Origin of the sequence: Azospirillum sp. 11R-A (assembly GCF_049472615.1) — a bacterium.
Lineage (GTDB): Bacteria > Pseudomonadota > Alphaproteobacteria > Azospirillales > Azospirillaceae > Azospirillum > Azospirillum palustre.
On record NZ_JBCEBL010000006.1, the window covers coordinates 160,542 to 184,878 of the forward strand.

The following is a 24,337-nucleotide window of genomic DNA, read 5'->3' on the forward strand; positions in this document are numbered from 1 at the left end:
CAAATCGGACCTGTCTGGACGGGCGGCGCGTCGGTGATGCGCCGCCCGTTACTTTTTGTCGCATGCTGGGATCTTTGCGTGTTTTCCACGGCTGCCGAGCGGTTTTTTCGCAAAAGCCGTTGAAGGGGCGGTCATGCACGTGTAATCACCCAGCATGGCTAATCCATTGGCGACACGTCCGGCCGGTGCCGGGGGCAGGCTGCCGCATGCGGGTTGAGAGGCTTCTCGCCGCGCTGGTCGACGCCTTCGTCCGCAGCGACGAACTGCCCGATCTGATCCTGCCGGCGGGCCACTCGCCGATCCTGCAACGCCGCCGCGCCGCGATGATCCAGTCGCGCGTGCGCATGGTGGCGCTGATCTTCGGCATCCTGACGCCGCTGTGGATCGCCATCGACGTCACCGTCTTCGAATGGTCGCTGGCGATCTGGCTGATCCTGCTGCGCCTGACCGCCAGCGCCGCCTTCCTGGCGCTCGCCTTCGACCGCCGGTCCTGCGAGGACATGACCTGCGCCTGGTGGCGGCTGGCGGCGCTGCTGGCGATCCCGACCGTATTCTTCGCCGTCTCGCACCCGCTGCTCTACAACCAGGGGGTGGACGACCTGCGCATCGCCGTCAGCGCCGGCTACGGCTATCTGCCCTTCGTGATGGTGGCGGGGCTCAGCGTCTTTCCGCTGACCGCGCTGGAAGGCGCGCTGTTCGCGGCACCGATGCTGGGCGCCCATCTGGCCGCCGGCTTCTACGGCTCGCTGGTGATGCCGTTCCCGTCCTACATCAGCGCGCTGTGGCTGCTGGCGCTGATCGCGGTGGTGGCGACGCTGGCGGCGATCAGCCAGCTGCATTTCATGATCGCGCTGCTGGAACAGGCGGCGCACGACGCGCTGACCGGCGCCTTCTCCCGCCGGATCGGGGAGGAGTTGCTGAAACTCCAGGTCGCCCATGCCGAGCGGGCGGCACAGCCGCTGACGGCGATCTTCGTCGATCTCGACGACTTCAAGGCGGTCAACGACCGCTATGGCCATGAGGAGGGCGACCGCGTCCTGCGCCATGCCGCCAACACCATCCGCAGCCTGCTGCGCCAGTCCGACGCCCTGATCCGCTGGGGCGGCGAGGAGTTCCTGGTCGTCATGCCCGACACCCCGCTGGACGGCGCGATGATCGCGGTGGAGCGCATGCGCCGCGCCGGCTTCGGCAAGCGGCCGGACGGCAGTTTGCAGACCGCCAGCATCGGCATCGCCGAACAGACGGCCGACCGTCCCGCCGATTGGGAAGCGCTGGTGGAGCTGGCGGATCAGCGCATGTACCGCGCCAAGCAGGACGGCAAGGACCGGGTCGTCGTCACCGGCACCGGCGGCGTCAAGCCCGACGCCGAGACCGATCCCTGGGACAGCATCACCGCCTGAGCGCGGTCAGCCGTCCACAGCGCCGTCCAGCGGATAGTCCCGCAACGCTTCATAGACGGCGCCGCCGTTGCCGGGATGGCTGCGGTAGAGGGTGAGGCGGTCTACCGGCATCGGGCCAGCGCGGAACAGGCCGCGGTCGGACAGGAAGCGGCCGATGCGGTCGGCCGGCGCATCCTTCAGCCGGGCGAGCGTGATGTGGGGGGAGAATTTCCGCTCCTCCGCCGGCAGGCCGCAGCGGACGATGGTGGACTCGACCTTGGCCTGGAGATGGGCCAGCGCCTCGTTGCGCTCCACCCCGGCCCACAGCACCCGCGCCTTGCGGCCGGCGCCGAACACGCCGACCCCGTCGAAGGTGAGCGCAAAGGCCGGCGCCCGCAGCTCCGCCAGGGCGGCGTCGATGTCCATCGCCTGATCCTCCGGCACTTCGCCGATGAAGCGCAGGGTCAGGTGCATATTTTCAGGTTCGGTCCAGCGCGCGCCGGGCACCCCGCCGCCCAGACCGGCCAGCCGGCGGCGAACCTCCTCCGTCAGGTCGAGCGCGACGAACAGGCGGAGCATGGGGCACCTCCAGACTTACAGGGCCGGTTGCTGCAACCACCCGCCCCCATTCGATAAAGGGGGCGGGTCCTGCGACAGCTTACGGGCACGGATCCGGCATGCGGTTGTGCACGGCATCGATCTCCGCCATCACCTCGGGCGACAGGGTCAGGGAGAGGGAGTCGATGTTGGAGATCAGCGTCTCCATCGTCGTCGCCCCGATCAGCGACGAGGTGACGAAGGGCTGCTGCAGCGTGAAGGCGATGGCCATCTGGTTGGGCGCCAGCCCATGGCGGCGGGCGATGTCCAGATAGGCCTCCGTCGCCGCGTCGGCATTGACCGTGTTGTAGCGCGACGGCCGGTGGTCGAGCGAGCGGCGGCTGCCCGGCGGGACGGCGCCGTTCAGGTACTTGCCGGTCAGCGTGCCGGCGGCGAGCGGCGAATAGGCCAGCAGCCCGACATCCTCGCGAAGAGCCACCTCTGACAAGCCGTTCTCGAAGGTCCGGTTCAGCAGATTGTAGGCATTCTGGATCGAGGCGACGCGCGGCAGGCCAGCGACCTCCCCTGCGGTCTCGGCGGCGCGCAGGTAGCGCATGACGCCCCACGGGCTTTCGTTCGACAGGCCGACATGGCGGATCTTGCCGGCCTGCACCAGCTCGGCCAGCGCCGCCAGCGTCTCCTCGATCGGAACGGCGTCCTGCTCGGGCTTGTGGCGGTAGGTGCGGACGCCGAAGCGGTTGGTGACGCGGTCGGGCCAGTGGATCTGGTAGAGGTCGATGTAGTCGGTCTTCAGCCGCGACAGGCTGGCCTCCACCGCCGCGAAGAGGTTGGCGCGGTCGAGCCGCGACTTGCCCTCGCGGATCCAGCCGAAGCCGCCGGCCGGCAGGCCGATGATCTTGCTGGCGAGGATCACCTTGTCGCGCTTGCCGCGCGACTGGAACCAGCTGCCGATCACCTCCTCGGTCTTGCCATAGGTGTCGGCGGTGGGCGGGATGGCGTACATCTCCGCCGTGTCCCAGAAATTGATGCCGCGGTCGAGCGCCGCATCCATCTGGGCATGGCCTTCGGCCTCGGTGTTCTGGCGGCCCCAGGTCATGGTGCCCAGGCCGATGGCGCTGACCGACAGGCCGGTGCGGCCAAGCGGACGATACTGCATCCGGAACGTTCCTTATTCGAAATGATCTTTACAGAAACAGCGTCAGCACGCCGGTGTAGCCATAGAGCCGGTTGTGCGACACCTCGCCCGAGGCGAAGAAGCCGGTCAGCGGGATGTCGCCGAAGACCTCGCGGATCATCGACAGCTCGGTATTGGCGGCACCGAACAGGCTGGGGCCGCGGGCGATGCAGCTGACATACACCGCCCCCTTCGGCGTCGCCTTCACCCGTTTCTTGAGGCTGTCCAGCATCCGGCGCATGTCGGCGGCGGCGGTCTCCGCGTCGCGGCGGGTGAACATCACCGTCTGGCCGGTGGTGACCCGTTCGGCGATGGAGAGCCAGCCGGCGCGCGGGTCGATGGCGATCAGGTCGCGCACCAGATAATCCTGGGTGTCGGAGCCGGCGATGGGCAGCCCGGCGCAGATCAGCCCGGCGACCTGCCGCAGGTCGGCGGCAAGCTCCGGCCCGATGTCCTCCTTGAACACGTCGAGCGCCGGGCGGCCGTCGATCTCCAGGATCACGTTGTCGTCGCTGGCGGTGACGGTGCGCGTCGGTCCGATGGGGCGGCAGCCCTGGGTCAGGGCGGTGGCGACCGGCAGCTGCGGCGCGAACAGCACGCCGGACACGCCGCCCTCGGTGACCGGGTCGGCATCCTCCGCCCCGGCGGCGATCTGCGGGAATTCCCCGCGCGAGGCGGTCAGGCCGCCGACCAGGAAGACGCCGGCCTCCTCCGACAAACGGGCGATCAGCCCGGCCATGTCGGCATGGTGCGGATCGACATGGATCAGCGCCAGCGCCGCGCCATGCTTGTCCAGCCAGCCGCCGGCACTGCCGCGCAGCGGCTCCAGCCCGTCGGTCAGGGTGGGGAACAGGCGGAAGCTGTCCTCCGGCAGGCGGGCGGCCATGATCGCCAGCCCCGGCTCGTCGAACAGGGCGGCGCCGTTCGCCATCACGCCGATGCCGGCGGTGCCGACCCAATGGCGGATGCCGGTGACGCCGCGCAGCAGGGTGACGATGCTGGTGGCATGCTCCGCCAGCCCGTCGGTCAGATAGAGGAAGCCCAGGTTGCAGCCGGCGACTGGCCCCAGCCGGTCCAGGCAGGCCTTGACCGTCGGTCCCCACTCCGCCCCGGCGGCGCAGGCGGCGTGAAAGCGGGTGTCGCTGTCCAGGATCGCGTTCATGGGGGTCACGGTCATGGCGGGTCAGCCTCCGGTCTTTTCTGTAGTCTTCTGGATTTGCGGCAGGCTGTCGAGCAGGGCGGTGACGGAGGGCAGGATGCGCTCGACGATCACCGCCACGCCCTGGGCGTTGGGGTGCAGCCCGTCCGGCTGGATCAGCGCCTGCTGCAACGCCACCCCGTCGAGGAAGAAGGGATAGAGCGGCACATCGTAGCTCTTCGCCAGATCCGGGTAGATGGCGTTGAAGCTGTCGGTGTAGGGCTTGCCCAGGCTGGGCGAGGCGAACATGCCGGCCAGCAGGGTCGGCACCTTGCGCTCCTTCAGCGTCTTCAGGATGGCGTCGAGGTTGGCCCTGGCCTGACCGGGGTCGAGCCCGCGCAGCATGTCGTTGGCGCCCAACTCCACAATGGCGGCGTCCGGCTTGTCGGCCAGCGCCCAGTCCAGCCGCGCCCGCCCGCCGGCGGTGGTGTCGCCCGACACGCCGGCGTTGACGACGGTGACGCTGTAGCCTTTCGCCGCCAGCGCCTTTTCCAGCTGGCGGGTGAAGCCCTGCGGTTCCGGCAAGCCGTAGCCGGCGGTCAGGCTGTCGCCCAGCGCCAGCAGCTTCACCGGTTGCGCGGCGACCGCGCGGGTCGGAACGGTCATCGATGCCCCTGCGGCGAAAAGAAAGGCGAGTATGACCGCTGGCGCCACGCCAAAGGCGCCCGTGTTGAAAGCCCGGCGGGTCGTGCCATATGGCGATGGTCCATTCCGCTTGTGCGAGTGTCGCATGTCCAAGGCTCAGTCCCCTGCAACGTCGTCAAATTCCATCGCCCGCTCTTCAAACGAAATCATCGTTGAACTCGACGACGTCCACCTGAAATTGGACAGCGGCGCCGGACCCGTCAACATCCTGCGCGGCGTGAATCTTCAGGTGGCGGCCGGCGAGCGGGTCGGCGTCGTCGGCCCCAGCGGCTCCGGCAAGTCCACCATGATGATGGTGATGGCCGGGCTGGAACGCCCCAGCGGCGGCATCGTCCGCGTCGCCGGCCAGGATCTCCGGAAGCTGGACGAGGACGGCTTGGCGCGCTTCCGCCGCCAGCATGTAGGCATCGTCTTCCAGGCTTTCCATCTGGTGCCGACCATGACGGCGCTGGAGAATGTCGCCATCCCGCTGGAGTTCGCCGGCGTCGCCGACGCCTTCGACCGCGCCCGCGTCGGGCTGGAGCAGGTGGGGCTGGGCCACCGCATCCACCATTATCCCGGCCAGCTGTCGGGCGGCGAGCAGCAGCGCACGGCGCTGGCGCGCGCCTTCGTCACCGAGCCGTCGCTTCTGCTCGCCGACGAGCCGACCGGCAACCTCGACATCGACACCGGCGCCACCATCGTCAAGCTGCTGTTCGATCTGGCCGAGCGGCGCGGCACGACGCTGGTGCTGATCACCCACGACCAGAGCCTCGCCGCGCGCTGCGACCGCACGGTGCGGCTGGCGGACGGGCGGATCGCCGACGACGGGCAGGCGGCCCGGCGCGCGAAGCTTCAGGCGGCGGGGGAGTGAGGGGGATGACCGACCTCCGCCTCGCGCTCCGGCTTGCCCGGCGGGAGCTGCGCACCGGCCTGAAAGGGTTCTGGGTCTTTCTCGCCTGCCTCGCCCTGGGCGTCGCCGCCATCGCCGCGGTGCAGTCGGTGTCGAGCGGGCTGCTCGACGGGCTGGCAAGCGACGGGCGCTCCATCCTCGGCGGCGACGTCGCGTTGCGGCAACTCTACAATCCGCCGGCCGACGAGCAGATGGCGGCGCTGAAGACCGGCGGCCGAGTGTCGACCTCCGCCGAGATGCGGGCGATGGCCCGCGCGGATGACGACGTCCGCTCCTCGCTGGTCGAGCTGAAGGCGGTCGACGATGTCTATCCGCTCTACGGTGCCGTGACGCTGGACGGCGGCGGTGACCTGCGCGACGCGCTGGCGCAGAAGGACGGCCGCTGGGGTGCCGTGGTCGAGGCCAGTCTGGTCGACCGGCTGGGCATCAAGCCCGGCGACACCATCCATGTCGGCGAAGGCGCCTACCGCGTCGCCGCCGTGCTCGACCGCGAGCCGGACCGCGCCTCCTCCAACGCCTTCTCGCTCGGGCCGCGCCTGCTGGTGGCGCTGCCGTCGCTGGCGAACACCGGGTTGCTGCAACCCGGCAGTCTCACCTGGTGGAGCACCAAGGTGGCGCTGCCGCCGGACACCGACCTAAAGGCATGGCAGGAGGGGCTGCGCGCCCGCTTCCCCGACGCGCCGTGGCGAATGCGCGACTACACCAACGCCTCGCCGCAGATCGAACGCTTTATCGACCGCATGACGCTGTTCCTGACGCTGGTCGGGCTGACCGCGCTGCTGGTCGGCGGCGTCGGGGTCGGCAACGCCGTGCGCAGCCATCTCGATTCGCGCGCCCGCACCATCGCCATGATGAAGTGCATCGGCGCGCCCGGCGCCCTGGTCTTCCAGCTCTATCTGGCGCAGATCCTGGCGCTGGCCCTGCTGGGCATCGTCATCGGGCTGGCGCTGGGCGCGGTGGCGCCGCTGGCGCTGGGCCGGCTGCTCGACGGCGTGCTGCCGGTGTCGGCCCACATCGGCGTCTATCCCGGCGCCCTGGCGCTGGCCGCGCTCTATGGCGTGCTGACGGCGCTGACCTTCTCGCTGTGGCCGCTGGGCCGGGCGCGCGAGGTGCCGGCGGGCGCGCTGTTCCGCGACGTGATCGCGCCGGCCGGCGGACGGCCGCGCACGCCCTACACGGTGGCGATGATCGTCTCCGCCCTGGCGCTCGCCGGGCTGGCGGTGCTGACCGCCCACAACAAGATCTTCGCCCTGTGGTTCGTCGGCGGTTCCATCGCCACCTTCCTCGCCTTCCGCGCCGCCGCCGCCCTGGTCACCTGGGGCGCGGCGCGGGTGGGCCAAGGGAAATTTGGTCGAGTCAGGCGTCCGGGCCTGCGGCTGGCGCTCGCCAACCTGCACCGGCCGGGCAACCCGACGGCGGCGGTGGTGCTGTCGCTGGGCCTCGGCCTGACGGTGCTGGTCGCCATCGCGCTGATCCAGGGCAACTTCTCCCGCCGGGTGTCGGAAACCATCCCGCAGGACGCCCCCGCCTTCTTCTTCGTCGACATCCAGCGCGACCAGTTCGATCCCTTGCGCGACCTCGTCACCGCCATCCCCGGCGCCAGCGCCTTCGAGGCGGTGCCGAGCCTGCGCGGCCGGATCGAGCGGGTGAATGGCCAGGATGCCGAAAAGGCGCTGGTCAACCCGGAGCAGGCCTGGATCCTGGCCGGCGACCGCGGCATCACCTATTCGGCGACGCTGCCGAAACACTCTACCGTCACCGCCGGCAGCTGGTGGCCGACCGACTATGCCGGACCGCCGCTGATCTCCATCCACCAGAGCGTCGCCGAGGCCTTCGGCATCGGTCCCGGCGCCACCATGACCGTCAACATCCTGGGCCGCAGCTTCGATGCGAAGGTCGCCAATGTGCGCTCGGCCGATTTCAGCAGCATGGCGATCAACTTCACCATGGTCTTCGCCCCCGGCACGCTGGAAGGGGCGCCGCAGACCTGGGTCGCCACCGTCCGCGCCACGCCGGACGCCGAAACCCAGGTGCAGCGCGCCGTCCTGCAACGCTTCCCCAACATCACCATGGTGCGGGTGAAGGACGCGCTCGACACGGTGGCGGAGATGCTGGGCCACATCGGCACCGCGGTGCGCATCGTCGCCGGCATCACGCTGGCCGCCGGCACGCTGGTGCTGGCCGGTGCGGTCGCCGCCGGCCACCGCCGCCGGGTCTACGACGCGGTGGTGCTGAAGGTGCTGGGGGCCACGCGCGGCGACGTGCTGCGCGCCTTCCTGCTGGAATACGGGCTGCTCGGCCTGCTGACCGCGGTGATCGCCGGCATCATCGGCACGCTGACCGCCTGGGCGGTGCTGAAGTTCCTGATGCATTGGGAATGGAGCTTCCTGCCGTCGGCGGTCATAACCACCGCTTTGCTGAGCACGGCGATCACGCTGGCTTTCGGGTTCTATGGTACTTGGCGGGCTTTGGGCCAGCCTTCGGCGCCATTGCTTCGGAACGAGTGATTCCCGCGTCATGAAGCCGCAGGAAAAACGAATCGTGAAAGCTATTTCATCTGGAAAAACCGCTGCCGATTCCTATTGAACCGCATGGCGGACTCGCCAATATGTCCTGGCACGGGATCACCCTATTCCATCGAGGAAACCAAACCATGGCAGACCCGACCTATAACCGCTTCGCGACCGCAGGCCGCGCGACAGATCGGGGATACTTCGACGAAGGCCTGCGCCAGCACATGCTGCGCGTCTACAACTACATGGGCGCCGGCCTGATCCTGACGGGTCTGGTCGCGGCACTCGTGTCGTCCAGCCCGGCCATGATGGCCACCATCTTCGGCACCCCGCTGAAGTGGGTGGTGATGCTGGCCCCGCTGGCCTTCGTCATGGTGCTGTCCTTCGGCATCCAGCGCCTGTCCTTCGCATCGGCACAGATGATCTTCTGGGCCTATTGCGGCGCGATGGGCCTGTCGATGTCGGCCATCTTCCTGGTCTTCACCGGGGCGTCGATCGCGCTGACCTTCTTCGTCACCGCCGCGACCTTCCTGGCGATGAGCCTCTACGGCTACACCACGAAGGCCGACCTGTCGAAGATGGGCTCGTTCCTGATGATGGGCGTCATCGGTCTGGTGATCGCCGGTCTGGCGAACATCTTCTTCCAGTCGCCGGCCCTGCACTTCGCGATCTCCGCCATCGGCGTGCTGATCTTCACCGGCCTGACCGCCTATGACACCCAGGCGATCAAGGAAAGCTACGCCGAGGGCTACGATCACGAGAGCACCGGCAAGCTGGCCCTGATGGGCGCCCTGACGCTCTATCTCGACTTCATCAACCTGTTCCAGTTCCTGCTGCAGTTCCTGGGCCAGCGCAACAACGACTGAGCCTAAAGACATCCGACCCGAGACGCCTGATCGGACAAGCATCGGATCATGCGCCAGCCGCCCGGAAGCACCCGCTTCCGGGCGGTTTTCTTTTGGACGCGGTCAGTTTTGGGCCCGCTCAGGGCTCGACGGTCAGCGGGTCGCCGACCTTGAGACCCAGCACGCGGTCGGCCCGCCCGCGGTTGACGGCGATCTCCGCCAGCCCGTTGGAGTTCTCGTACCACAGCGGCTCTCCCGGCCCAACGGCGCCGAAGGTACGGGCACGGGCGATGCGGGCGCCACCGGCGGTCAGCACCGCATCGGCGGGCAGGGCGGAGGCCCGCATCCCGGTCATGGCGTTGCCGTAGACATCGACATAGACGATGCGCGGCAGTTCGTCCGGCCAGTCCGGACGGTCGATGGCGGTGGGATCGAGCAGGCTGCGCGCGACGGTCCGGCCGGTCGCGAGGCTGGCGGCGACCGGGGCGAACAGGTCGCGGCCGTGGAAGCTGGCGGACAGCCGGTCCGGGATCCAGTCGATTTTCCAGGCGTTTAACGACGTTGCGCGGCGGGCGGTCATGGCGAAGAGACCGTTGTCGGGACCGACGAACCAGCGCCCGTCGGCCTCCACCATCACTGGCCGCCGGTCGGTGCCGACGCCGGGATCGACGACAGAGAGGAAGACGCTGCCGGCCGGGAAGGCCGGGGCGTAGGCCGCCAGCAGATAGGCGGACAGCTGCGGGTCGAAGGCGGGGGCGTCGGCGAACAGGTCGATGGCCGGCACGCCGGGCGCCTGTTGCGCCAACACCGCCTTCATCTGGCCGGTGTAGGGGCCGGAAAGCCCGAAATCGGTGAAGAGCAGGATCATCGGCGGATATGAGGGCGGCATGGGGGGCAGTCTCACCAATGCTGCGGTGGTCTTGGCCCCCATCCTACCCCCATCCCAACCCTGGGCTTACATCGACTTGGTATCGAGCGCGTAGCCGGCCGACCGCACGGTGCGGATCAGGTCCAGCTCGTCCTCTTCGTTCATCGCCTTGCGCAGGCGGCGGATGTGTACGTCGACCGTACGCGGCTCGACGTACACGTCGTGGCCCCACACCAGATCGAGCAGCTGTTCGCGCGAGAAGACACGGCCGGCATGCTGCATGAAATGGCGCAGCAGGCGGAATTCGGTCGGGCCGAGGTGTACGTCCCGGCCGTTGCGGCGGACGCGGTGGGCAGCCAGATCCATCGTCACGTCGGCGAAGGTCAGCACCTCGTCGGTCATGCCGGGCGAGGCGCGGCGCAGCACGGCGCGCATGCGGGCGACCAGCTCGGTCGGGGAGAAGGGCTTGGTGATATAGTCGTCGGCGCCGGAATTCAGGCCGCGCACCCGGTCGCCTTCCTCGCCGCGGGCGGTCAGCATGATGATCGGGATGTCGCGGGTCTTGGCGTTGCGGCGCAGCTGGCGGCAGACCTCCAGCCCGCTCATCAGCGGCAGCATCCAGTCCAGCAGGACGATGTGCGGCGTCTGTTCGCCGGCGGCCAGCAGGGCCTCCTCGCCGTCGCTGGCGGTGGCGACGCGGAAGCCTTCCTTTTCCAGGTTGTACTTCAGCAGCGTCAGGATGTCGGCCTCGTCCTCGACGATCAGGACGAGCGGCTTCAGGGCCGCATTCATGGTGGCTCCGTTCACAGCGCGCGTCTCGACGTTAACCGGCATGGCACAGCCTTTTCAACAAAGGAGGGAAGAGGGGCGGGCGTCAGGCACACAGAGCGGATCTCAACCATAGCGGCCGGTGATGTAGCCCTGGGTGCGCTCGTCGCGCGGGTTGGTGAAGATTTCCTCGGTGTCGTCGCACTCCACCATCTCGCCCAGATGGAAGAAGGCGGTGCGCTGCGACACGCGGGCGGCCTGCTGCATGTTGTGGGTGACGATGACGATGGTGTAGTTGGCCCGCAGCTCGTCGATCAGCTCCTCGATGTGGGCGGTCGCGATGGGGTCGAGCGCCGAGCAGGGCTCGTCCATCAGGATCACCTCGGGGCTGACGGCGATGGCGCGGGCGATGCACAGCCGCTGCTGCTGGCCGCCGGACAGGCTGGTGCCCGGTTCGCGCAGCCGGTCCTTCACCTCGCCCCACAGCCCGGCACGCTTCAGCGAGGTCTGCACCACCTCGTCCAACTCGTCCCGGCCGGAGGCCAGCCCGTGGATGCGCGGGCCGTAGGCGACATTGTCGTAGATCGACTTCGGGAAGGGGTTCGGCTTCTGGAACACCATGCCGACGCGGGCGCGCAGCTGCACCGCATCGACCGCCTTGCCGTAGACGTCCTCGCCGTCGAGCGCGATCCGCCCCTCGACCCGGCAGCCCTCGATGGTGTCGTTCATCCGGTTCAGACAGCGCAGGAAGGTCGACTTGCCGCAGCCGGACGGGCCGATCAGCGCCAGCACCCGGTTTTCCCGGATGTCGAGGTCGATGCCCTTCAACGCCTGCTTGGCGCCGTAGAACACCTTCACCCCGCGGGCGGTCATCTTGTTGGGCAGCGCGGCGCCGGAGCGTTGACCGGGACGGTCGTCGGCGCGGGGCCGCAGCTTCAGCGGGTTCTGAATGCTCATGACGCTCACCACCGTCTCTCGAAAATCTTGCGCAGGATCACGGCCGCGCCGTTCAGCAGGATCAGGACGCCGAGCAGGATCAGGATCGCCGCCGAGGTGCGCTCGGTGAAGGCCCGCTCCGGGCTGTCGGCCCACATGTAGATCTGGACCGGAAGCACCGTGGCGCTGTCGGTCAGCCCGTGGGGCACGTCGACGATGAAGGCGACCATGCCGATCATCAGCAGCGGCGCCGTCTCGCCCAGCGCGCGGGCCATGCCGATGATGGTGCCGGTCAGGATGCCGGGCATCGCCAGCGGCAGCACATGGTGCAGCACCGTCTGCAACGGCGAGGCGCCGATGCCCAGCGCCGCCTGACGGATCGACGGCGGCACCGCCTTCAGCGCGACGCGGGACGCGATGATGATGACCGGCAGCGTCATCAGCGCCATCACCAGCCCGCCGACCAGCGGGGCGGAGCGCGGCATGCCGAAGAATCCCAGGAACACCGCGAGGCCGAGCAGGCCGAAGATGATCGACGGCACCGCGGCGAGGTTGTTGATGTTCACCTCGATCAGGTCGGTCCAGCGGTTCTTCGGCGCGAACTCCTCCAGATAGACCGCGGCGGCGATGCCGGTCGGCACCGACAGCGCCATGGTCACCAGCAGGGTCAGCAGCGAACCGGCGATGGCGCCGCCGATGCCGGCCTGTTCCGGCTCCCGACTGTCGCCGGCCGTGAACAGGGTGGTGTTGAAGCCCTGCGCCAAGGCGCCGGAGGCCAGCAGCGCGTCGGCGGCGGCGACCTTGGCGTCGCCGATCCCGCGCTCGCTCTCCGGCAGGTCGCGGCGGTAGGCGCCCTTCACCAGCTGGTCGATCTGGTCGTCGGCGCGGACCCAGACGGTCTGCGTCGTGCCGGCCAGCGCCGGGTTCTTTGCCACCATCGCCTCCAGCTCGTAGGGCGCGCCCGACGACAGCAGGTCGTTCAGCACGCGGCGGCCGGCGCGGTCGGTCACCTGGGGGAACTGGGCGTAGAGCGCCCGGCGCAGCAGGGCGGTGTAGTTGCGGTCGGCGACCTCCGCCGGGTCGAGCGTCACCTCCAGCCGGATGCGGGCCTCCAGGAAGGCACTGGCACCCTTGGCGACGATGGATCCCAGCAGCAGCACCAGCATCAGCGCCGCCAGCGCCACCGCGGCGGCGCCGGCCAGCCGGAAGCGGCGCTCCGCCGCATGGCGGGCGCGCAGGCGGCGGGCAAAGGCCTCGCTGCGCAGGCGCGACTTCGGCGCGGTGGAGGAGGCAGGGGCAGGGGCGGAGGAAGGCGTCACGGCCGCCGCGTCCCGCTCGACGAGGTCAGTCATATTTTTCCCGATAGGTCCGGACCACCCGCAGGGCGACCATGTTGAGGCAGAGCGTGACGAGGAACAGCACGAGGCCAAGGCCGAAGGCCGACAGCGTCTTCGGGCTGTCGAACTCCTGGTCGCCGACCAGCAGCGTGGCGATCTGGGTGGTGACGGTGGTCACCGCCTGCAACGGGTTGGCGGTCATGTTGGCGGTCAGGCCCGACGCCATGGTGACGATCATCGTCTCGCCGATGGCGCGGCTGACCGCCAGCATCACCGCGGCGACGATGCCCGGCAGCGCCGCCGGCAGCACCACCTGCCTGATGGTTTCCGACTTGGTGGCGCCGAGGCCGTAGGAGCCGTCGCGCAAGCTCTGCGGCACCGCGTTGATGACGTCGTCCGACAGCGAGCTGACGAAGGGGATGATCATCACCCCCATGACGATGCCGGCGGCCAGCGCCGATTCCGAACTGACGTCCAGCCCCAGCGCCTCGCCGACCGAGCGGACGAAGGGCGCCATCGTCAGCGCGGCGAAGAAGCCGTAGACCACGGTCGGGATGCCGGCCAGGATCTCCAGCGCCGGCTTCAGCCAAGTGCGCACGCCGCGCCCGGCATATTCCGACATGTAGATCGCCGCCATCAGCCCGACCGGCACCGCCACCAGCATCGCAATGACGGTGATGAGCAGCGTGCCGGCGAACAGCGGGATCGCGCCGAAGGAGCCGCTGGAGCCGACCTGATCGGCCCGCATCGCCATCTGCGGGCTCCAATGGGTGCCGAACAGGAAGTCGAGCGGCGAGACGACGCTGAAGAAGCGCAGCGCCTCGAACAGCAGCGACAGCACGATGCCGACCGTGGTCAGGATGGCGACCAGGGAACAGACGACCAGCGCCACCCGCACCACCCGCTCCACCGCCGGGCGGGCGCGCAGGTCCGGGCCGATGCGCCGGCGGCCCCAGGCCAGCCCGGCGACGGCAAGGCTGGCGCCAAGCGCCAGCAGGCTCCAGCCGGCGAGGTCGCGCAGGGCGGCATAGCGGCGCGCCGCCTCGACCACCAGCGGATCGGCCTCGCGCCCGGTCGAGATGCCGCGGGCGAGGTTGAGGATGTCCGCCTTCAGCAGGGCGACCGACTGGCCGTCGCCGGTGGTCAGCCGCTCCGGCAGGGCCGACAGCACCAGCTGCATGGCGAACCAGCCTTCCGACGCCGTCCAGGCGACGAACAGCAGCAGCGCCGGCAGCCCGGCCCACAGCGCGACATAGACGCCGTGATAGGAGGGGACCGAATGCAGCTCCGCCACCCGGCCGCCGACGGACGCCGCCGCCCGCGACCGGCCGATCGTGAAGCCGATCACGGTGAGCAGGGCCAGGATCAGGGCGAGGAGGGTCAGCTGCATGCGGGTCGCTCAAGAGGAGAAGTTGGTCAGAACTGGAGCGGCGTCAGGTTGACCGCCTCGACGCGGGCGGCGTCGCGCAGCGCCTTCGGCTCCGGGATCAGGCCCTTGTCGACCAGATAGCCGTCGTCGCCCATCGCCCGTTCCGACGTGTATTCGCCGATGAACTCGCGGATGCCGGGGATGACGCCGGCATGGGCGTTCTTGACATAGATGTAGAGCGGGCGGGCCAGCTCGTACTTGCCGGCGGCCACCGTCTCCGCCGTCAGCTCCACCCCGTCCATCTTCGCCGACTGCAAGGTGTCGCGGTTCTGGTCGAGGTAGCTGTAGCCGAAGACGCCGAAGGCGTTGGGGTTGGCGAGCAGCTTCTGGACGATCAGATTGTCGTTCTCGCCGGCCTCGACATAGGCGCCGTCCTCGCGAATGGTCATGCAGGCGCGCTCGCGCGCCTTTTCGTCGGGGACGGCCTTGGCGACCTCGGCCAGCTTCCTGCAGCCTTCCAGCATCGCCAGCTCGTTGAAGGTGTCGCGCGTCCCGGAGGTGGGCGGCGGCCCCAGCACCTCGATCGCCGCCTTGGGCAGCGACGGGTCGATGTCGGACCACAGCTTGTAAGGATTGGCGACCAGGGCACCGTTCACCGGCACCTCCTTCGCCAGCGCCTTCCACAGGAGGACGGTGGACAGCGACACCGGCGCCGCCTTCCGGGAGGAGGCCAGCGCGATGCCGTCATAGCCGATCTTCAGCTCGGTCATCGTGGTGACGCCGTTGCCGGCGCACTGGTCGACCTCCGACCTCTTGATCCGGCGCGAGGCGTTGGCGATGTCGGGATGGGCCGGGCCGACGCCGGCGCAGAACAGCTTCAGCCCGCCGCCGGTGCCGGTCGATTCGATCACCGGGGTCTTGAACTTGCCGATCTTGCCGAAGGCCTCCGCCACCGCGGTGGTGAAGGGGAAGACGGTGGAGGAGCCGACCGCGCGGATCTGGTCGCGCGACTGCGCCCAGGCCGGGGCGGCAAGGCCGAGGGCCAGGGTCAGGGTCAGGCCCAGGGCGGTCGCGGCGACAACATGGGTCCGGGTGGTCACGGGTGCCCCTCCTTGAGGAAACGGAGACTGGTCCAGCGGAATGGCGCGGACCATAGACCCGGAGGGCGACCGATTGATTACGTTTTTATGACGCTTTCATGACAGCGTCACAGAGCACCCCGCCTCTCTCACACCCCGCCATATCCCCTCTCTCCCCCGGGGAGAGGGTTAGGGTGAGGGGGAAGCGCGGCGGCCCTTCCACGAAAATCCTGACGCGTCTCCCCCTCACCCCGGCCCTCTCCCCGGGGGAGAGAGGGGGAAACCGTCTCCCCGACCGCCGGCAGATAAACCGTGAAGGCGCTGCCCACCCCGACCTCGCTTTCGATGGTCAGCCGGCCACGGTGGCGGTTCAGGATGTGCTTGACGATGGCCAGCCCCAGCCCGGTGCCGCCCATGGCGCGCGACCGCGCGGCATCGACGCGGTAGAAGCGCTCGGTCAGGCGGGGCAGGTGGGTGCGGGCGATGCCGTCGCCGCGGTCGCGCACCGACACCGACACCATGGCCGTGCCGCCGCGCCCGACCCGCTTGTCCTTCGCGGCAGCGCCGGGCGCCGGCAGGCCGGTGAAGCCCACCGCGGCACCGTCGGCCAGCGCCACGCTGACGGTCACGTCGGTGTCCTCGCGCGTGTATTTGATCGCGTTGCTGACGAGGTTCTGGAAGACCTGAGTCAGCTGGTCCTCGTCGCCGACGACCGGCGGCAAATCCTCCGGCGCCTCCATGCGCAGGCGGATGCGGCGCTCCGCCGCCTTCAGCTGAAGTGCGGCGATGACGTTCTCCAACTCCTCCACCACATCGACCCGCCCGTTGGGCTGCATGTGCTCGTCCAGCTCGATGCGCGACAGCGACAGCAGGTCGTTGACCAGACGGGTCATCCGGCTGGCCTGATCGTGCATGATCGCCAGGAACCGGTCCTGCGCCTCCGGATCGTCGCGGGCCGGGCCGCGCAGCGTCTCGATGAAGCCCAGCAGCGACGACAGCGGCGTGCGCAGCTCGTGGCTGGCATTGGCGATGAAGTCGGCGCGCATCTGTTCCGACCGGCGGGCGGCGGTGACGTCGTGCAGGGTCAGGATCGCCATGCGGGCGACGGTGGGCGGACGCGGCGCCGGCTCCTCCTCGATCTCGCCATCCAGCAGCGAGGGGTCGGGTTCCGGCACCAGCCGCTGGAAGGGCTTCACCTGCGCTTCGAAACTGCGCTCCACCGGGACCGGCAGGGTGAACTCGATGATGCGGGACGCCCCGCCGCGCAGCACCGAATCCACCGCCTCCAGCACCGCCGGCGTCCGCAGGGACGAGGCGAGGTCGCGGTCGACGATCTTGTCGCCGAACAGCTCCCGCGCCGTCTGGTTGGCGCGCACCACCTGCCGGTCGGCATCCATCAGCAGCAGCGGGGCGGGCAGGGCGTCGATCACCGCCTCGTCGGCGTCCAGCTGCATCCGCACGCTTTCGGCGCGGCGCAGCCCGACCCGGTGCAGGCGACCGATGGTGGCGGCCAGCGCCTTCAGGGCGGGCGGCGTCCCGGCCGGGGCCAGCGGCTCGTCGGTTTCGGCCAGCCGGGCGGCATAGTCGGTCACCGCGTTGGCGTCGCGGCGGTAGGTCCGCAGGATCTGGACCGCCCCCGCCAGGGCCGCGACGCCCGCCGCCAGCGCCAGCCCGCCATGCAAGGCCCCGCTATAGACCGCCCAGGTCAGCACGCCGGCAAGGGGGGCCAGCATCAGCAGGATGGCGGTCAGAAGCGGGGTGGGCGGCGACGCCTTCTGGCGCATGGGGTGGCACCGGATTTGAGGGTGGAGACGGACCGGGAATGCGCGGGTCCAGCCCTTCTACACCATCGCCGCGACGCTCGCGCGGCGGTCATAAAAGATTCATGGCGGAGACTGTGCGGCCGGCCGTTGACTCCAATATCTTAGAACTTTATTCTATCTTCATGGAAAAGATGGAAAACGACATCGACAGCCGGCTTGCCGTCCGGCTGCGTGCCCTGCGGGCGGACCGCAGCCTGACGCTGGACGGCCTGGCCGAACGGTCGGGCGTCAGCCGCTCGATGATCTCGCTGGTGGAGCGGGGGCAGAGCAGCCCGACGGCGTCGGTGCTGGAGCGGCTCGCCGCCGGGCTCGGCGTGACCCTGGCGACGCTGTTCGCCGAGGCCGAGCGCGCGGACGCCGACCCGGTGGTTCGCCGCGCCGACCAGATCGCCTGGACCGACCCCGCCACCGGCTACCGCCGCCGCAACCTGTCGCCGCCGGGCTATCCGTCACCCATCGAGCTGGTGGAGGTGGAGCTACCGCCGGGCGCCCGCGTCTCCTATGACAGCAGCGCCCGTGCCGCCATCGTCGAGCAGCAGATCCATCTGCTGGACGGCACCATCGAGCTGAGTGTGGACGAGGTGACGCACCGGCTAAGCACCGGCGATTGCCTCGCCATGCGGCTCGACCGGCCGACCGGCTTTCACAACCCGACCGACCGCACCGCCCGCTACATCGTGGCGCTGACCACCGAGGGGCGCGGCGGTTCAAACGCCGTTAAACGTTGAAGGAGCGAGCCATGGATGCTGCCTGCCTGGACCCGAGCCGGCGGAGTGGAGACGGTGCGGTGACGGTCCGCGTGCTGACGGCGGACGAGGCCGGCGCCTCCGTGCCAGGCCTGACCGACGTGCTGCTGGATTGCGTGGAGGGCGGGGCGTCGGTCAGTTTCATGGCCCCCCTCGACCGCGCCACCGCCGAAGGCTTCTGGCGGAGCGTGGCGGCCGGGGTGGAGCGGGGAGAGCGCATCCTGCTGGTGGCGGAAGACGGCGAGGGCGTGCTTGGCACCGTCCAGCTGGTGGTCGCCCAGCCGCCGAACCAGCCGCACCGTGCCGACCTGTCCAAGATGCTGGTCCACCGCCGCGGCCGCTGTCGCGGCGTCGGCGCCGCCCTGATGGAGGCGGCCGAGGATGCGGGACGCGCCGCCGGCAAGACCCTGCTGGTGCTGGACACCGCGTCGCCCGAGGCCGAGCGGCTCTACACGCGCGCCGGCTGGGTGAAGGTCGGCGTCATCCCGAACTTCGCCCTGTGGCCGCAGGGTGGACTCTGCGACACGGCTTTCTTCTACAAGGCGTTGGGGTGAGTGACAGTTCGAACGGTACTAGAAGGTAAGGAATTCTTCGAGAACCGATGCATTGGCCGGGGCGAATGGGTTCACAAACCGAACCCCTTCAAGCTCCCGGCCATCTTGCAAATCTTCACTGAACAGGACACGGCCACCGGCGCGCCTTACCACAGACCAGATCATGCCGTCCCAAAATTGGACGCCATGGTCACGGTGTATGCGCATAGCGTCGACAACATCTGCAAATACCGCCTCACGAATTGGAAAAACCCCGCTCCATACGTCGACGTAACGTGAGGCTTGCTCGGGAGAAGCGCGGTACTTTCTGACCACGACGGAATAGAACTCAGTCAAGGTCTGAAGCGGCAAGACTCCACACCCACCAGCACCCAGCCGATCAAGAAGATCGACCGCTCTGCGATGCTTTTCGGAGTCGCCAGCACTATCGACAGCATAGAGAAGAATGTTGGTATCGATCCCAGCTAACATCATCGCAAATGCACATCGTCGCGGTCGACACCACCCCGAAAATCAAGAGGAAGCCCTTCCGCAAGCATCTCCATCATCCGCCGATGCGCGCTGCTGCGATTCATGTTCGTGGATGCGTCGGCAGGCGACAGCACGGCAACCGGTTTGCCATCCTTGGTGATGGTGATACGCGCGCCCCCTTCGACGTCGCGTAGCATTTTCGAGAAGTCGCGGTTCGCTTCCGCCGCACTGACGAGACCGTCCGGCATGAGCATCCCCTCCCAACACTTGGTGTCTGGAATAAACTATAGGATGCCCAGCCCGGAAAGGTCACGCCTCTTCCTCCACCGCGGCGGAAGAAGAGGCGTCTTACCTCACCTCACCACGGCAGCGAGTCATGCGCCGCCAATGCTGCGGCGGTGACGATGTCGTTGACCGAGGCGCCCATGGTGACGATCTGCGCCGGCTTGTCCAAGCCGATCAGCAGCGGGCCGATCATCTGGCCGCCTGCCATCTTGTTCAGCAGCTTGGCCGAGATGTTGGCCGAATGCAGGCCGGGCATGATCAGCACGTTGGCCGGACCGGACAGCCGGCAGAACGGATAGACCCGCTTCATCAGCTGGTAATCCAGCGCCACGTCGGCCGACATCTCGCCGTCATACTCGAAATCGACCCGGCGGCTGTCGAGGATCGACAGGGCTTCCCGCAGCGGATCGGTGTTCGGGTGCGGCGTCTGGCCGAAGTTGGAGAAGGACAGCATCGCGATCCGCGGCTCGTGCCCCATCTGCCGCGCCTTGGCCGCGGCTCCGATGGCGATGTCGGCCAGCGTCTTGCCGTCGGGACGGACATGGACGGTGGTGTCGGCGATGAAGACGGTGCGGTTGCGGGTGATCGACAGGTGCAGGCCGAACACCGGCTCGCTCGCCTTCGGGTCGATGACGCGGCGGATTTCCTCGTAGGCGACGCCGAAGCTGCGGGTCAGGCCGGTCACCATGGCGTGGGCGTCGCCCTGCGCCACCATGCAGGCGGCGAAGACGTTGCGGTCCTGGTTGACCATCCGCTGACAGTCGCGCAGCAGCGCGCCCTTGCGCTGCAGGCGGCGGTAGAGGTGGTCGGCATAACGGCGGTTGGCGTCCGACAGGCGGGCGTTGTGGATCTCGAACTGGACGTTGGGCTGCCCCATCGCCGTCAGCTGTTCCCGGATGACCTCTTCCCGGCCGATCAGCACCGGCGTGCCGTAACCGTGGGCGCGGAAGGCCATGGCGGCGCGGATCGTCCGCTCCTCCTCGCCTTCGGCGAAGACGACCCGGCGCGGGTTGGTCCGCACCTTCTCCAGGATCAGTTCCAGGCTGTCGGCGGTCGGGTCCAGGCGGGTGCGCAGGGAATGCTTGTAGCTGGTCAGATCGAGGATCGGCTTGCGCGCCACGCCGCTTTCCATCGCCGCCTGGGCGACGGCGGCCGGGACGGTGACGATCAGGCGCGGGTCGAACGGCACCGGGATGATGTAGTCCGGGCCGTAGCGCAGCCGGCGCCCGGAATAGGCGGCGTCGACCTCGTCCGGCACATCCTCGCGCGCCAGCGCCGCCAGCGCCTTGGCGGCGGCGACCTTCATCGCCTCGTTGATGGTGGTGGCGCGGACGTCGAGCGCGCCGCGGAACAGGTAGGGGAAGCCCAGGACATTGTTGACCTGGTTCGGGTAGTCGGAGCGGCCGGTCGCCACGATGGCGTCGCCGCGCACCGCCTTGACCTCTTCCGGGGTGATCTCCGGATCGGGGTTGGCCAGCGCGAAGATGATCGGCTTGGCCGCCATCGACTTGACCATCTCCGGCGTCATCGCCCCCTTGGCCGACAGGCCGACGAACACGTCGGAGCCGGCCACCGCCTCTTCCAGCGTGCGCTTGTCGGTGTCGACGGCGAAGGACGACTTCCACTGGTTCATGCCGTTGGTGCGGCCGCGATAGACCACGCCCTTGGTGTCGCACAGGATGATGTTTTCACGTGAAACACCCATCGTGCAGAACAGCTCGGCGCAGGCGATGCCCGCCGCACCGGCGCCGTTCACCACCATCTTCACGTCCTCGACCTTGCGGCCGGTGATGTCGCAGGCGTTGATCAGGCCGGCGGCGGCGATGATCGCGGTGCCGTGCTGGTCGTCGTGGAAGACCGGGATGTCCAGCAGTTCGCGCAGCCGCTCCTCGATGATGAAGCAGTCGGGTGCCTTGATGTCTTCCAGGTTGATGCCGCCGAAGCTGGGGCCGAGGAAGCGCACGCAGTTGACGAATTCGTCGACGTCGCGGGTATCGACCTCCAGGTCGATGCCGTCGACGTCGGCGAAGCGCTTGAACAGCACCGCCTTGCCTTCCATCACCGGCTTGCCGGCGAGCGCGCCCAGGTCGCCCAGCCCCAGCACCGCGGTGCCGTTGGAGATGATGGCGACGATGTTGCCCTTGGCCGTGTAGTCGTAGGCGAGCGACGGGTCTTCGGCGATGCGCAGGCAGGGCGCGGCGACGCCGGGCGAATAGGCCAGCGCCAGATCGCGCTGGGTGGTCAGCGGCTTGGTCGGGGTGATTTCCAGCTTGCCGGGCCGGCCGCTGGAATGCAGCAGCAGGGCCTCTTCATCGGTGACGCGCTTGGTGTCGGACATGGATGTCGTGTTCCTCAACGGAGTGTACAGCCCGTCGGTCGTCGTTGATGCTTTTTGTGCGGTGCGCTGCCGACGGTGGGGTCGCGATGGTACACGCGGCACGCGCAACTCGCCAAGCCTCCATAGCCCGCTTTTTGTACGAATCATGCATTTCTTTGACGATTGAAGACACATTCAGTTGGGATTGCGTCCTATCTGCTGCGCTCGCCTTGCATGACCATGGCGTTTGGGCAGGCCGGGCGGCGGCTGTTACCATGCGGTGCACCCCCCGCAATCCGCGCTTTTCCGCCTCTGCCGGAGCCTCCATCTTGTCCCAGGCCACACGCCCCGCGGCGCCCACCGCGTTGACGCCTGACGAACGCCGCATCACGCTGGTCATCGCGGCGGTGCAGTTCATCAACATCCTGGATTTCATGATGGTGATGCCGCTCGGCCCCGACTTCGCACGGGCGCTTGGCATCCCGGCGGCACACATCGGTTACATCGGCGGCAGCTACACCGCCGCCGCCGCGGTGGCCGGGCTGATCGGATCGATGCTGCTCGACCGCTTCGACCGGCGCCGGGCGCTTGCCGTGGCGATGGCCGGGCTGATCGTTTCCACGGCGCTCGGCGGTCTGGCCTGGGACTTCCCGTCGCTGCTGGCGGCGCGCGTGCTGGCCGGACTGTTCGGCGGCCCGGCCGTTGCGGTCGCCATCGCCACGCTGACCGATCAAGTGGCGCCGCAGCGCCGCGGGCAGGCGATGGGGGCCGTGATGTCGGCCTTCTCACTGTCGGCCATCGCCGGCGTGCCGGTCGGGCTTGAACTGGCGCTCTATGGCGGCTGGCGCCTGCCTTTCTTCGCGGTGGCCGCCGCCGGGCTGGTCGTCGCCGTCGCCGCCATCGCCATCCTGCCGCCGCAGCGCGGCCATCTGGCTGCCGGGACAGGGGTCAAGACGGGGGCGTGGGTGCGGATGACGGCGCTGCTGTCCCGCCGCAAGGTCTGGCTGGCCTACGCCACGGTGGCGCTGGTGCAGGTCCAGCAATTCATGATCGTTCCCAACATCGCCGCCTATGTGCAGGGCAATCTGGGCTTCCCGCGCGACCATCTCAGCCTGGTCTACATGACCGGCGGCACGCTGAGCTTCTTCGCCGCCCGCTGGGCCGGCCGGCTGGTCGACCGTCATGGCTCCAGCGCCATCACCTTCGCGGCGACCGTGGGGTTGAGCGTCGTGATCTTCACGGCCTTCATCGGCTACCGTCCCTGGATGCCGGTGCTGGGGCTGTTCCCCTTCTTCATGACCTTCGTCGGCGTCCGCATGGTCGCCAACGGCGCCGCCTTCTCCCGCGTGCCGGACCCGCAGGAGCGCGCCGGCTTCATGGCCCTGGTGTCGGCGGTCCAGCATCTCAGCTCCGCCTTCGGGGCTTTCCTGTCGGCGGAAATCCTGACCAACGCGCCCGACGGCCGGCTGGAGCATGTCTCGACCATGGCCACGGTCTCCATCGCCGTCGGGCTTGCCATTCCCGTGCTGACCCTGTGGCTGGAGCGGGCGACGCGCCCGGCGGCGACGCCGTCGCCTGCCCCGATGGTCACGGACACCGTACTGGAGGACACCGTGCTGGACGGGGCGGGGCAGAGCCGTTAGCTTGCCGCCGATCTGCAAACGACCTTCGGAATGATGCCCATGCGCCCCTCCGGCCGCGCCTTCGACCAACTGCGCACCGTCTCCCTCGAACCCGGCTTCAGCCGGTATGCCGAGGGGTCCTGCATGGTGCGTTTCGGCAACACGCATGTGCTGTGCACCGCCAGCGTCGACGAGACGGTGCCGCGCTTCCTGAAGAACACCGGGCTGGGCTGGGTCACCGCCGAATACGGCATGCTGCCGCGCTCCACCCACAGCCGCAGCGACCGTGAGGCGGCCAAGGGCAAGCAGTCCGGCCGCACCCAGGAAATCCAGCGCCTGATCGGCCGCGCGCTCCGCGCCGTCACCGACCGCTCGGCGATGGGCGAGAAGCAGATCAAGATCGACTGCGACGTGATCCAGGCCGACGGCGGCACCCGCACCGCCGCCATCACCGGCAGCTATGTCGCCCTGCATCTGGCCTTCCAGCACCTGATGCAGATCGGCGCCCTGAAGACGATGCCGCTGACCGATCAGGTCGCCGCCGTCTCCTGCGGCCTCTATCAGGGCAACGCCGTGCTCGACCTCGATTACGACGAGGATTCCAAGGCGCAGGCCGATGCCAACTTCGTCCTGACCGGCAAGGCCGGCATCGTCGAAATCCAGGGCACCGCCGAGGAAACCCCCTTCTCCGAGCCGCAGTTCATGGAGCTGCTGGCGCTCGCCCGCAAGGGCGTGACCGAGCTGGTGGCGTTGCAGAAGCAGGTGCTCGGCATCAAGTAATACCAGAGTCATAAAGTTTCGACTTTTGACCCTGGTATCGGCCGCGACCGCGGCCGCGCGGGCACATGCCCGCGAAGCCAAGGCCCGCGGACGCGGGCCGCCCGGCGTTTGAGGGGCTGGAAAGTGCCGACCGCAGGTCGGAGCTTTCCAGCACTTATATAAAGCCGTTTCAGTCAGA

General features: G+C 68.7%; 22 protein-coding genes. 8 read left to right on the top strand and 14 right to left on the bottom strand.

All coding sequences use genetic code 11. The features are described 5' to 3' along the window. The first annotated feature begins 206 nt into the window (after nucleotides 1-206). A complete protein-coding gene (locus VH569_RS11595) occupies nucleotides 207-1,400 on the top strand; it encodes a diguanylate cyclase (protein WP_423315468.1) in 1,194 nt (397 codons plus the stop codon). A gap of 6 nt (nucleotides 1,401-1,406) precedes the next feature. Here the strand turns inward: VH569_RS11595 and thpR are convergent, their stop codons facing one another. The 4 genes from thpR to VH569_RS11615 form a co-directional block, all read right to left on the bottom strand. Beyond that, the gene (thpR, locus tag VH569_RS11600; RefSeq protein ID WP_423315469.1) at nucleotides 1,407-1,958 is read right to left on the bottom strand and encodes an RNA 2',3'-cyclic phosphodiesterase; all 552 of its coding nucleotides are present in this window, start codon (nucleotides 1,956-1,958) and stop codon (nucleotides 1,407-1,409) included. A 79-nt stretch (nucleotides 1,959-2,037) separates the two neighbouring features. After that, entirely contained in the window at nucleotides 2,038-3,093 is a 1,056-nt protein-coding gene (locus VH569_RS11605; protein ID WP_395458855.1) for an NADP(H)-dependent aldo-keto reductase, read from the bottom strand. Between the two features lie 28 nt (nucleotides 3,094-3,121). Further along, nucleotides 3,122-4,288: an FIST signal transduction protein gene (locus tag VH569_RS11610; RefSeq protein WP_423315470.1), complete on the bottom strand. Its 1,167-nt coding sequence runs from the start codon at nucleotides 4,286-4,288 to the stop codon at nucleotides 3,122-3,124. 6 nt (nucleotides 4,289-4,294) lie between these two features. Next, nucleotides 4,295-4,915, bottom strand: coding sequence for an arylesterase (locus VH569_RS11615; protein ID WP_109052282.1), 621 nt, complete (start codon nucleotides 4,913-4,915; stop codon nucleotides 4,295-4,297). Nucleotides 4,916-5,039: 124 nt separating this feature from the next. Here VH569_RS11615 and VH569_RS11620 point away from each other — a divergent pair, with 124 nt between their 5' ends. From VH569_RS11620 to VH569_RS11630, 3 genes are all read left to right on the top strand, one after another. Next, on the top strand, nucleotides 5,040-5,807 hold the full coding sequence (locus VH569_RS11620; RefSeq protein WP_377808244.1) for an ABC transporter ATP-binding protein: 768 nt from the start codon (nucleotides 5,040-5,042) through the stop codon (nucleotides 5,805-5,807). A 5-nt stretch (nucleotides 5,808-5,812) separates the two neighbouring features. Further along, entirely contained in the window at nucleotides 5,813-8,353 is a 2,541-nt protein-coding gene (locus tag VH569_RS11625; RefSeq protein ID WP_423315471.1) for an ABC transporter permease, read from the top strand. A 146-nt stretch (nucleotides 8,354-8,499) separates the two neighbouring features. Next, on the top strand, nucleotides 8,500-9,225 hold the full coding sequence (locus VH569_RS11630; protein ID WP_063635611.1) for a Bax inhibitor-1/YccA family protein: 726 nt from the start codon (nucleotides 8,500-8,502) through the stop codon (nucleotides 9,223-9,225). Between the two features lie 118 nt (nucleotides 9,226-9,343). Here VH569_RS11630 and VH569_RS11635 read toward each other — a convergent pair whose 3' ends face one another. The 7 genes from VH569_RS11635 to VH569_RS11665 form a co-directional block, all read right to left on the bottom strand. Continuing rightward, a complete protein-coding gene (locus tag VH569_RS11635) occupies nucleotides 9,344-10,072 on the bottom strand; it encodes an SAM hydrolase/SAM-dependent halogenase family protein (RefSeq protein WP_423315584.1) in 729 nt (242 codons plus the stop codon). Between the two features lie 87 nt (nucleotides 10,073-10,159). After that, the gene (gene phoB, locus VH569_RS11640; protein ID WP_098741185.1) at nucleotides 10,160-10,864 is read right to left on the bottom strand and encodes a phosphate regulon transcriptional regulator PhoB; all 705 of its coding nucleotides are present in this window, start codon (nucleotides 10,862-10,864) and stop codon (nucleotides 10,160-10,162) included. A 102-nt stretch (nucleotides 10,865-10,966) separates the two neighbouring features. Continuing rightward, nucleotides 10,967-11,797 (bottom strand): phosphate ABC transporter ATP-binding protein PstB, encoded by an 831-nt coding sequence (pstB, locus tag VH569_RS11645; protein ID WP_423315472.1) that lies wholly within the window; start codon nucleotides 11,795-11,797, stop codon nucleotides 10,967-10,969. 5 nt (nucleotides 11,798-11,802) lie between these two features. After that, nucleotides 11,803-13,128: a phosphate ABC transporter permease PstA gene (gene pstA, locus VH569_RS11650; protein WP_423315473.1), complete on the bottom strand. Its 1,326-nt coding sequence runs from the start codon at nucleotides 13,126-13,128 to the stop codon at nucleotides 11,803-11,805. Then, on the bottom strand, nucleotides 13,121-14,503 hold the full coding sequence (gene pstC, locus VH569_RS11655; protein WP_423315475.1) for a phosphate ABC transporter permease subunit PstC: 1,383 nt from the start codon (nucleotides 14,501-14,503) through the stop codon (nucleotides 13,121-13,123). The genes pstA and pstC overlap by 8 nt, the downstream gene beginning before the upstream one ends. A gap of 26 nt (nucleotides 14,504-14,529) precedes the next feature. Further along, nucleotides 14,530-15,582 carry a PstS family phosphate ABC transporter substrate-binding protein gene (locus tag VH569_RS11660; protein ID WP_423315476.1) on the bottom strand — a complete coding sequence of 351 codons (1,053 nt, stop codon included), beginning with the start codon at nucleotides 15,580-15,582 and terminating at the stop codon, nucleotides 14,530-14,532. Between the two features lie 128 nt (nucleotides 15,583-15,710). Next, nucleotides 15,711-17,345, bottom strand: a complete 1,635-nt coding sequence (locus tag VH569_RS11665) for an ATP-binding protein (protein WP_423315477.1) — start codon at nucleotides 17,343-17,345, stop codon at nucleotides 15,711-15,713. A 170-nt stretch (nucleotides 17,346-17,515) separates the two neighbouring features. Here VH569_RS11665 and VH569_RS11670 point away from each other — a divergent pair, with 170 nt between their 5' ends. Further along, the gene (locus VH569_RS11670; RefSeq protein WP_423315478.1) at nucleotides 17,516-18,112 is read left to right on the top strand and encodes a helix-turn-helix domain-containing protein; all 597 of its coding nucleotides are present in this window, start codon (nucleotides 17,516-17,518) and stop codon (nucleotides 18,110-18,112) included. An 11-nt stretch (nucleotides 18,113-18,123) separates the two neighbouring features. Then, nucleotides 18,124-18,684 (top strand): GNAT family N-acetyltransferase, encoded by a 561-nt coding sequence (locus VH569_RS11675; protein WP_423315479.1) that lies wholly within the window; start codon nucleotides 18,124-18,126, stop codon nucleotides 18,682-18,684. A gap of 18 nt (nucleotides 18,685-18,702) precedes the next feature. On the opposite strand, the gene VH569_RS11680 is transcribed toward VH569_RS11675, so the two are convergent. From VH569_RS11680 to VH569_RS11690, 3 genes are all read right to left on the bottom strand, one after another. Beyond that, entirely contained in the window at nucleotides 18,703-19,158 is a 456-nt protein-coding gene (locus VH569_RS11680; RefSeq protein ID WP_423315480.1) for a PIN domain-containing protein, read from the bottom strand. Continuing rightward, nucleotides 19,155-19,403: a type II toxin-antitoxin system Phd/YefM family antitoxin gene (locus VH569_RS11685; protein ID WP_423315481.1), complete on the bottom strand. Its 249-nt coding sequence runs from the start codon at nucleotides 19,401-19,403 to the stop codon at nucleotides 19,155-19,157. The genes VH569_RS11680 and VH569_RS11685 overlap by 4 nt, the downstream gene beginning before the upstream one ends. Nucleotides 19,404-19,513: 110 nt before the next feature. Beyond that, nucleotides 19,514-21,778, bottom strand: coding sequence for an NADP-dependent malic enzyme (locus tag VH569_RS11690; protein WP_109096020.1), 2,265 nt, complete (start codon nucleotides 21,776-21,778; stop codon nucleotides 19,514-19,516). A gap of 308 nt (nucleotides 21,779-22,086) precedes the next feature. Between VH569_RS11690 and VH569_RS11695 the strand changes: the two genes are divergently transcribed. Next, nucleotides 22,087-23,400 carry an MFS transporter gene (locus tag VH569_RS11695; protein WP_423315482.1) on the top strand — a complete coding sequence of 438 codons (1,314 nt, stop codon included), beginning with the start codon at nucleotides 22,087-22,089 and terminating at the stop codon, nucleotides 23,398-23,400. Between the two features lie 39 nt (nucleotides 23,401-23,439). Then, the gene (rph, locus tag VH569_RS11700; RefSeq protein WP_109084942.1) at nucleotides 23,440-24,159 is read left to right on the top strand and encodes a ribonuclease PH; all 720 of its coding nucleotides are present in this window, start codon (nucleotides 23,440-23,442) and stop codon (nucleotides 24,157-24,159) included. Nucleotides 24,160-24,337 lie beyond the last annotated feature (178 nt).

Bases quoted from the DNA above. Each gene is read 5' to 3' on its own strand.
- VH569_RS11625 (WP_423315471.1), top strand. From the start codon at position 5,813: ATGACCGACCTCCGCCTCGCGCTCCGGCTTGCCCGGCGGGAGCTGCGC.
- thpR (WP_423315469.1), bottom strand. From the start codon at position 1,958: ATGCTCCGCCTGTTCGTCGCGCTCGACCTGACGGAGGAGGTTCGCCGC.
- VH569_RS11680 (WP_423315480.1), bottom strand. From the start codon at position 19,158: ATGATGTTAGCTGGGATCGATACCAACATTCTTCTCTATGCTGTCGAT.
- rph (WP_109084942.1), top strand. From the start codon at position 23,440: ATGCGCCCCTCCGGCCGCGCCTTCGACCAACTGCGCACCGTCTCCCTC.
- VH569_RS11615 (WP_109052282.1), bottom strand. From the start codon at position 4,915: ATGACCGTTCCGACCCGCGCGGTCGCCGCGCAACCGGTGAAGCTGCTG.
- VH569_RS11630 (WP_063635611.1), top strand. From the start codon at position 8,500: ATGGCAGACCCGACCTATAACCGCTTCGCGACCGCAGGCCGCGCGACA.
- pstA (WP_423315473.1), bottom strand. From the start codon at position 13,128: ATGACTGACCTCGTCGAGCGGGACGCGGCGGCCGTGACGCCTTCCTCC.
- VH569_RS11605 (WP_395458855.1), bottom strand. From the start codon at position 3,093: ATGCAGTATCGTCCGCTTGGCCGCACCGGCCTGTCGGTCAGCGCCATC.
- VH569_RS11670 (WP_423315478.1), top strand. From the start codon at position 17,516: ATGGAAAACGACATCGACAGCCGGCTTGCCGTCCGGCTGCGTGCCCTG.
- pstC (WP_423315475.1), bottom strand. From the start codon at position 14,503: ATGCAGCTGACCCTCCTCGCCCTGATCCTGGCCCTGCTCACCGTGATC.
- VH569_RS11685 (WP_423315481.1), bottom strand. From the start codon at position 19,403: ATGCCGGACGGTCTCGTCAGTGCGGCGGAAGCGAACCGCGACTTCTCG.
- VH569_RS11610 (WP_423315470.1), bottom strand. From the start codon at position 4,288: ATGACCGTGACCCCCATGAACGCGATCCTGGACAGCGACACCCGCTTT.
- pstB (WP_423315472.1), bottom strand. From the start codon at position 11,797: ATGAGCATTCAGAACCCGCTGAAGCTGCGGCCCCGCGCCGACGACCGT.
- VH569_RS11675 (WP_423315479.1), top strand. From the start codon at position 18,124: ATGGATGCTGCCTGCCTGGACCCGAGCCGGCGGAGTGGAGACGGTGCG.
- VH569_RS11620 (WP_377808244.1), top strand. From the start codon at position 5,040: ATGTCCAAGGCTCAGTCCCCTGCAACGTCGTCAAATTCCATCGCCCGC.
- VH569_RS11595 (WP_423315468.1), top strand. From the start codon at position 207: ATGCGGGTTGAGAGGCTTCTCGCCGCGCTGGTCGACGCCTTCGTCCGC.
- VH569_RS11635 (WP_423315584.1), bottom strand. From the start codon at position 10,072: ATGATCCTGCTCTTCACCGATTTCGGGCTTTCCGGCCCCTACACCGGC.
- VH569_RS11665 (WP_423315477.1), bottom strand. From the start codon at position 17,345: ATGCGCCAGAAGGCGTCGCCGCCCACCCCGCTTCTGACCGCCATCCTG.
- VH569_RS11690 (WP_109096020.1), bottom strand. From the start codon at position 21,778: ATGTCCGACACCAAGCGCGTCACCGATGAAGAGGCCCTGCTGCTGCAT.
- phoB (WP_098741185.1), bottom strand. From the start codon at position 10,864: ATGAATGCGGCCCTGAAGCCGCTCGTCCTGATCGTCGAGGACGAGGCC.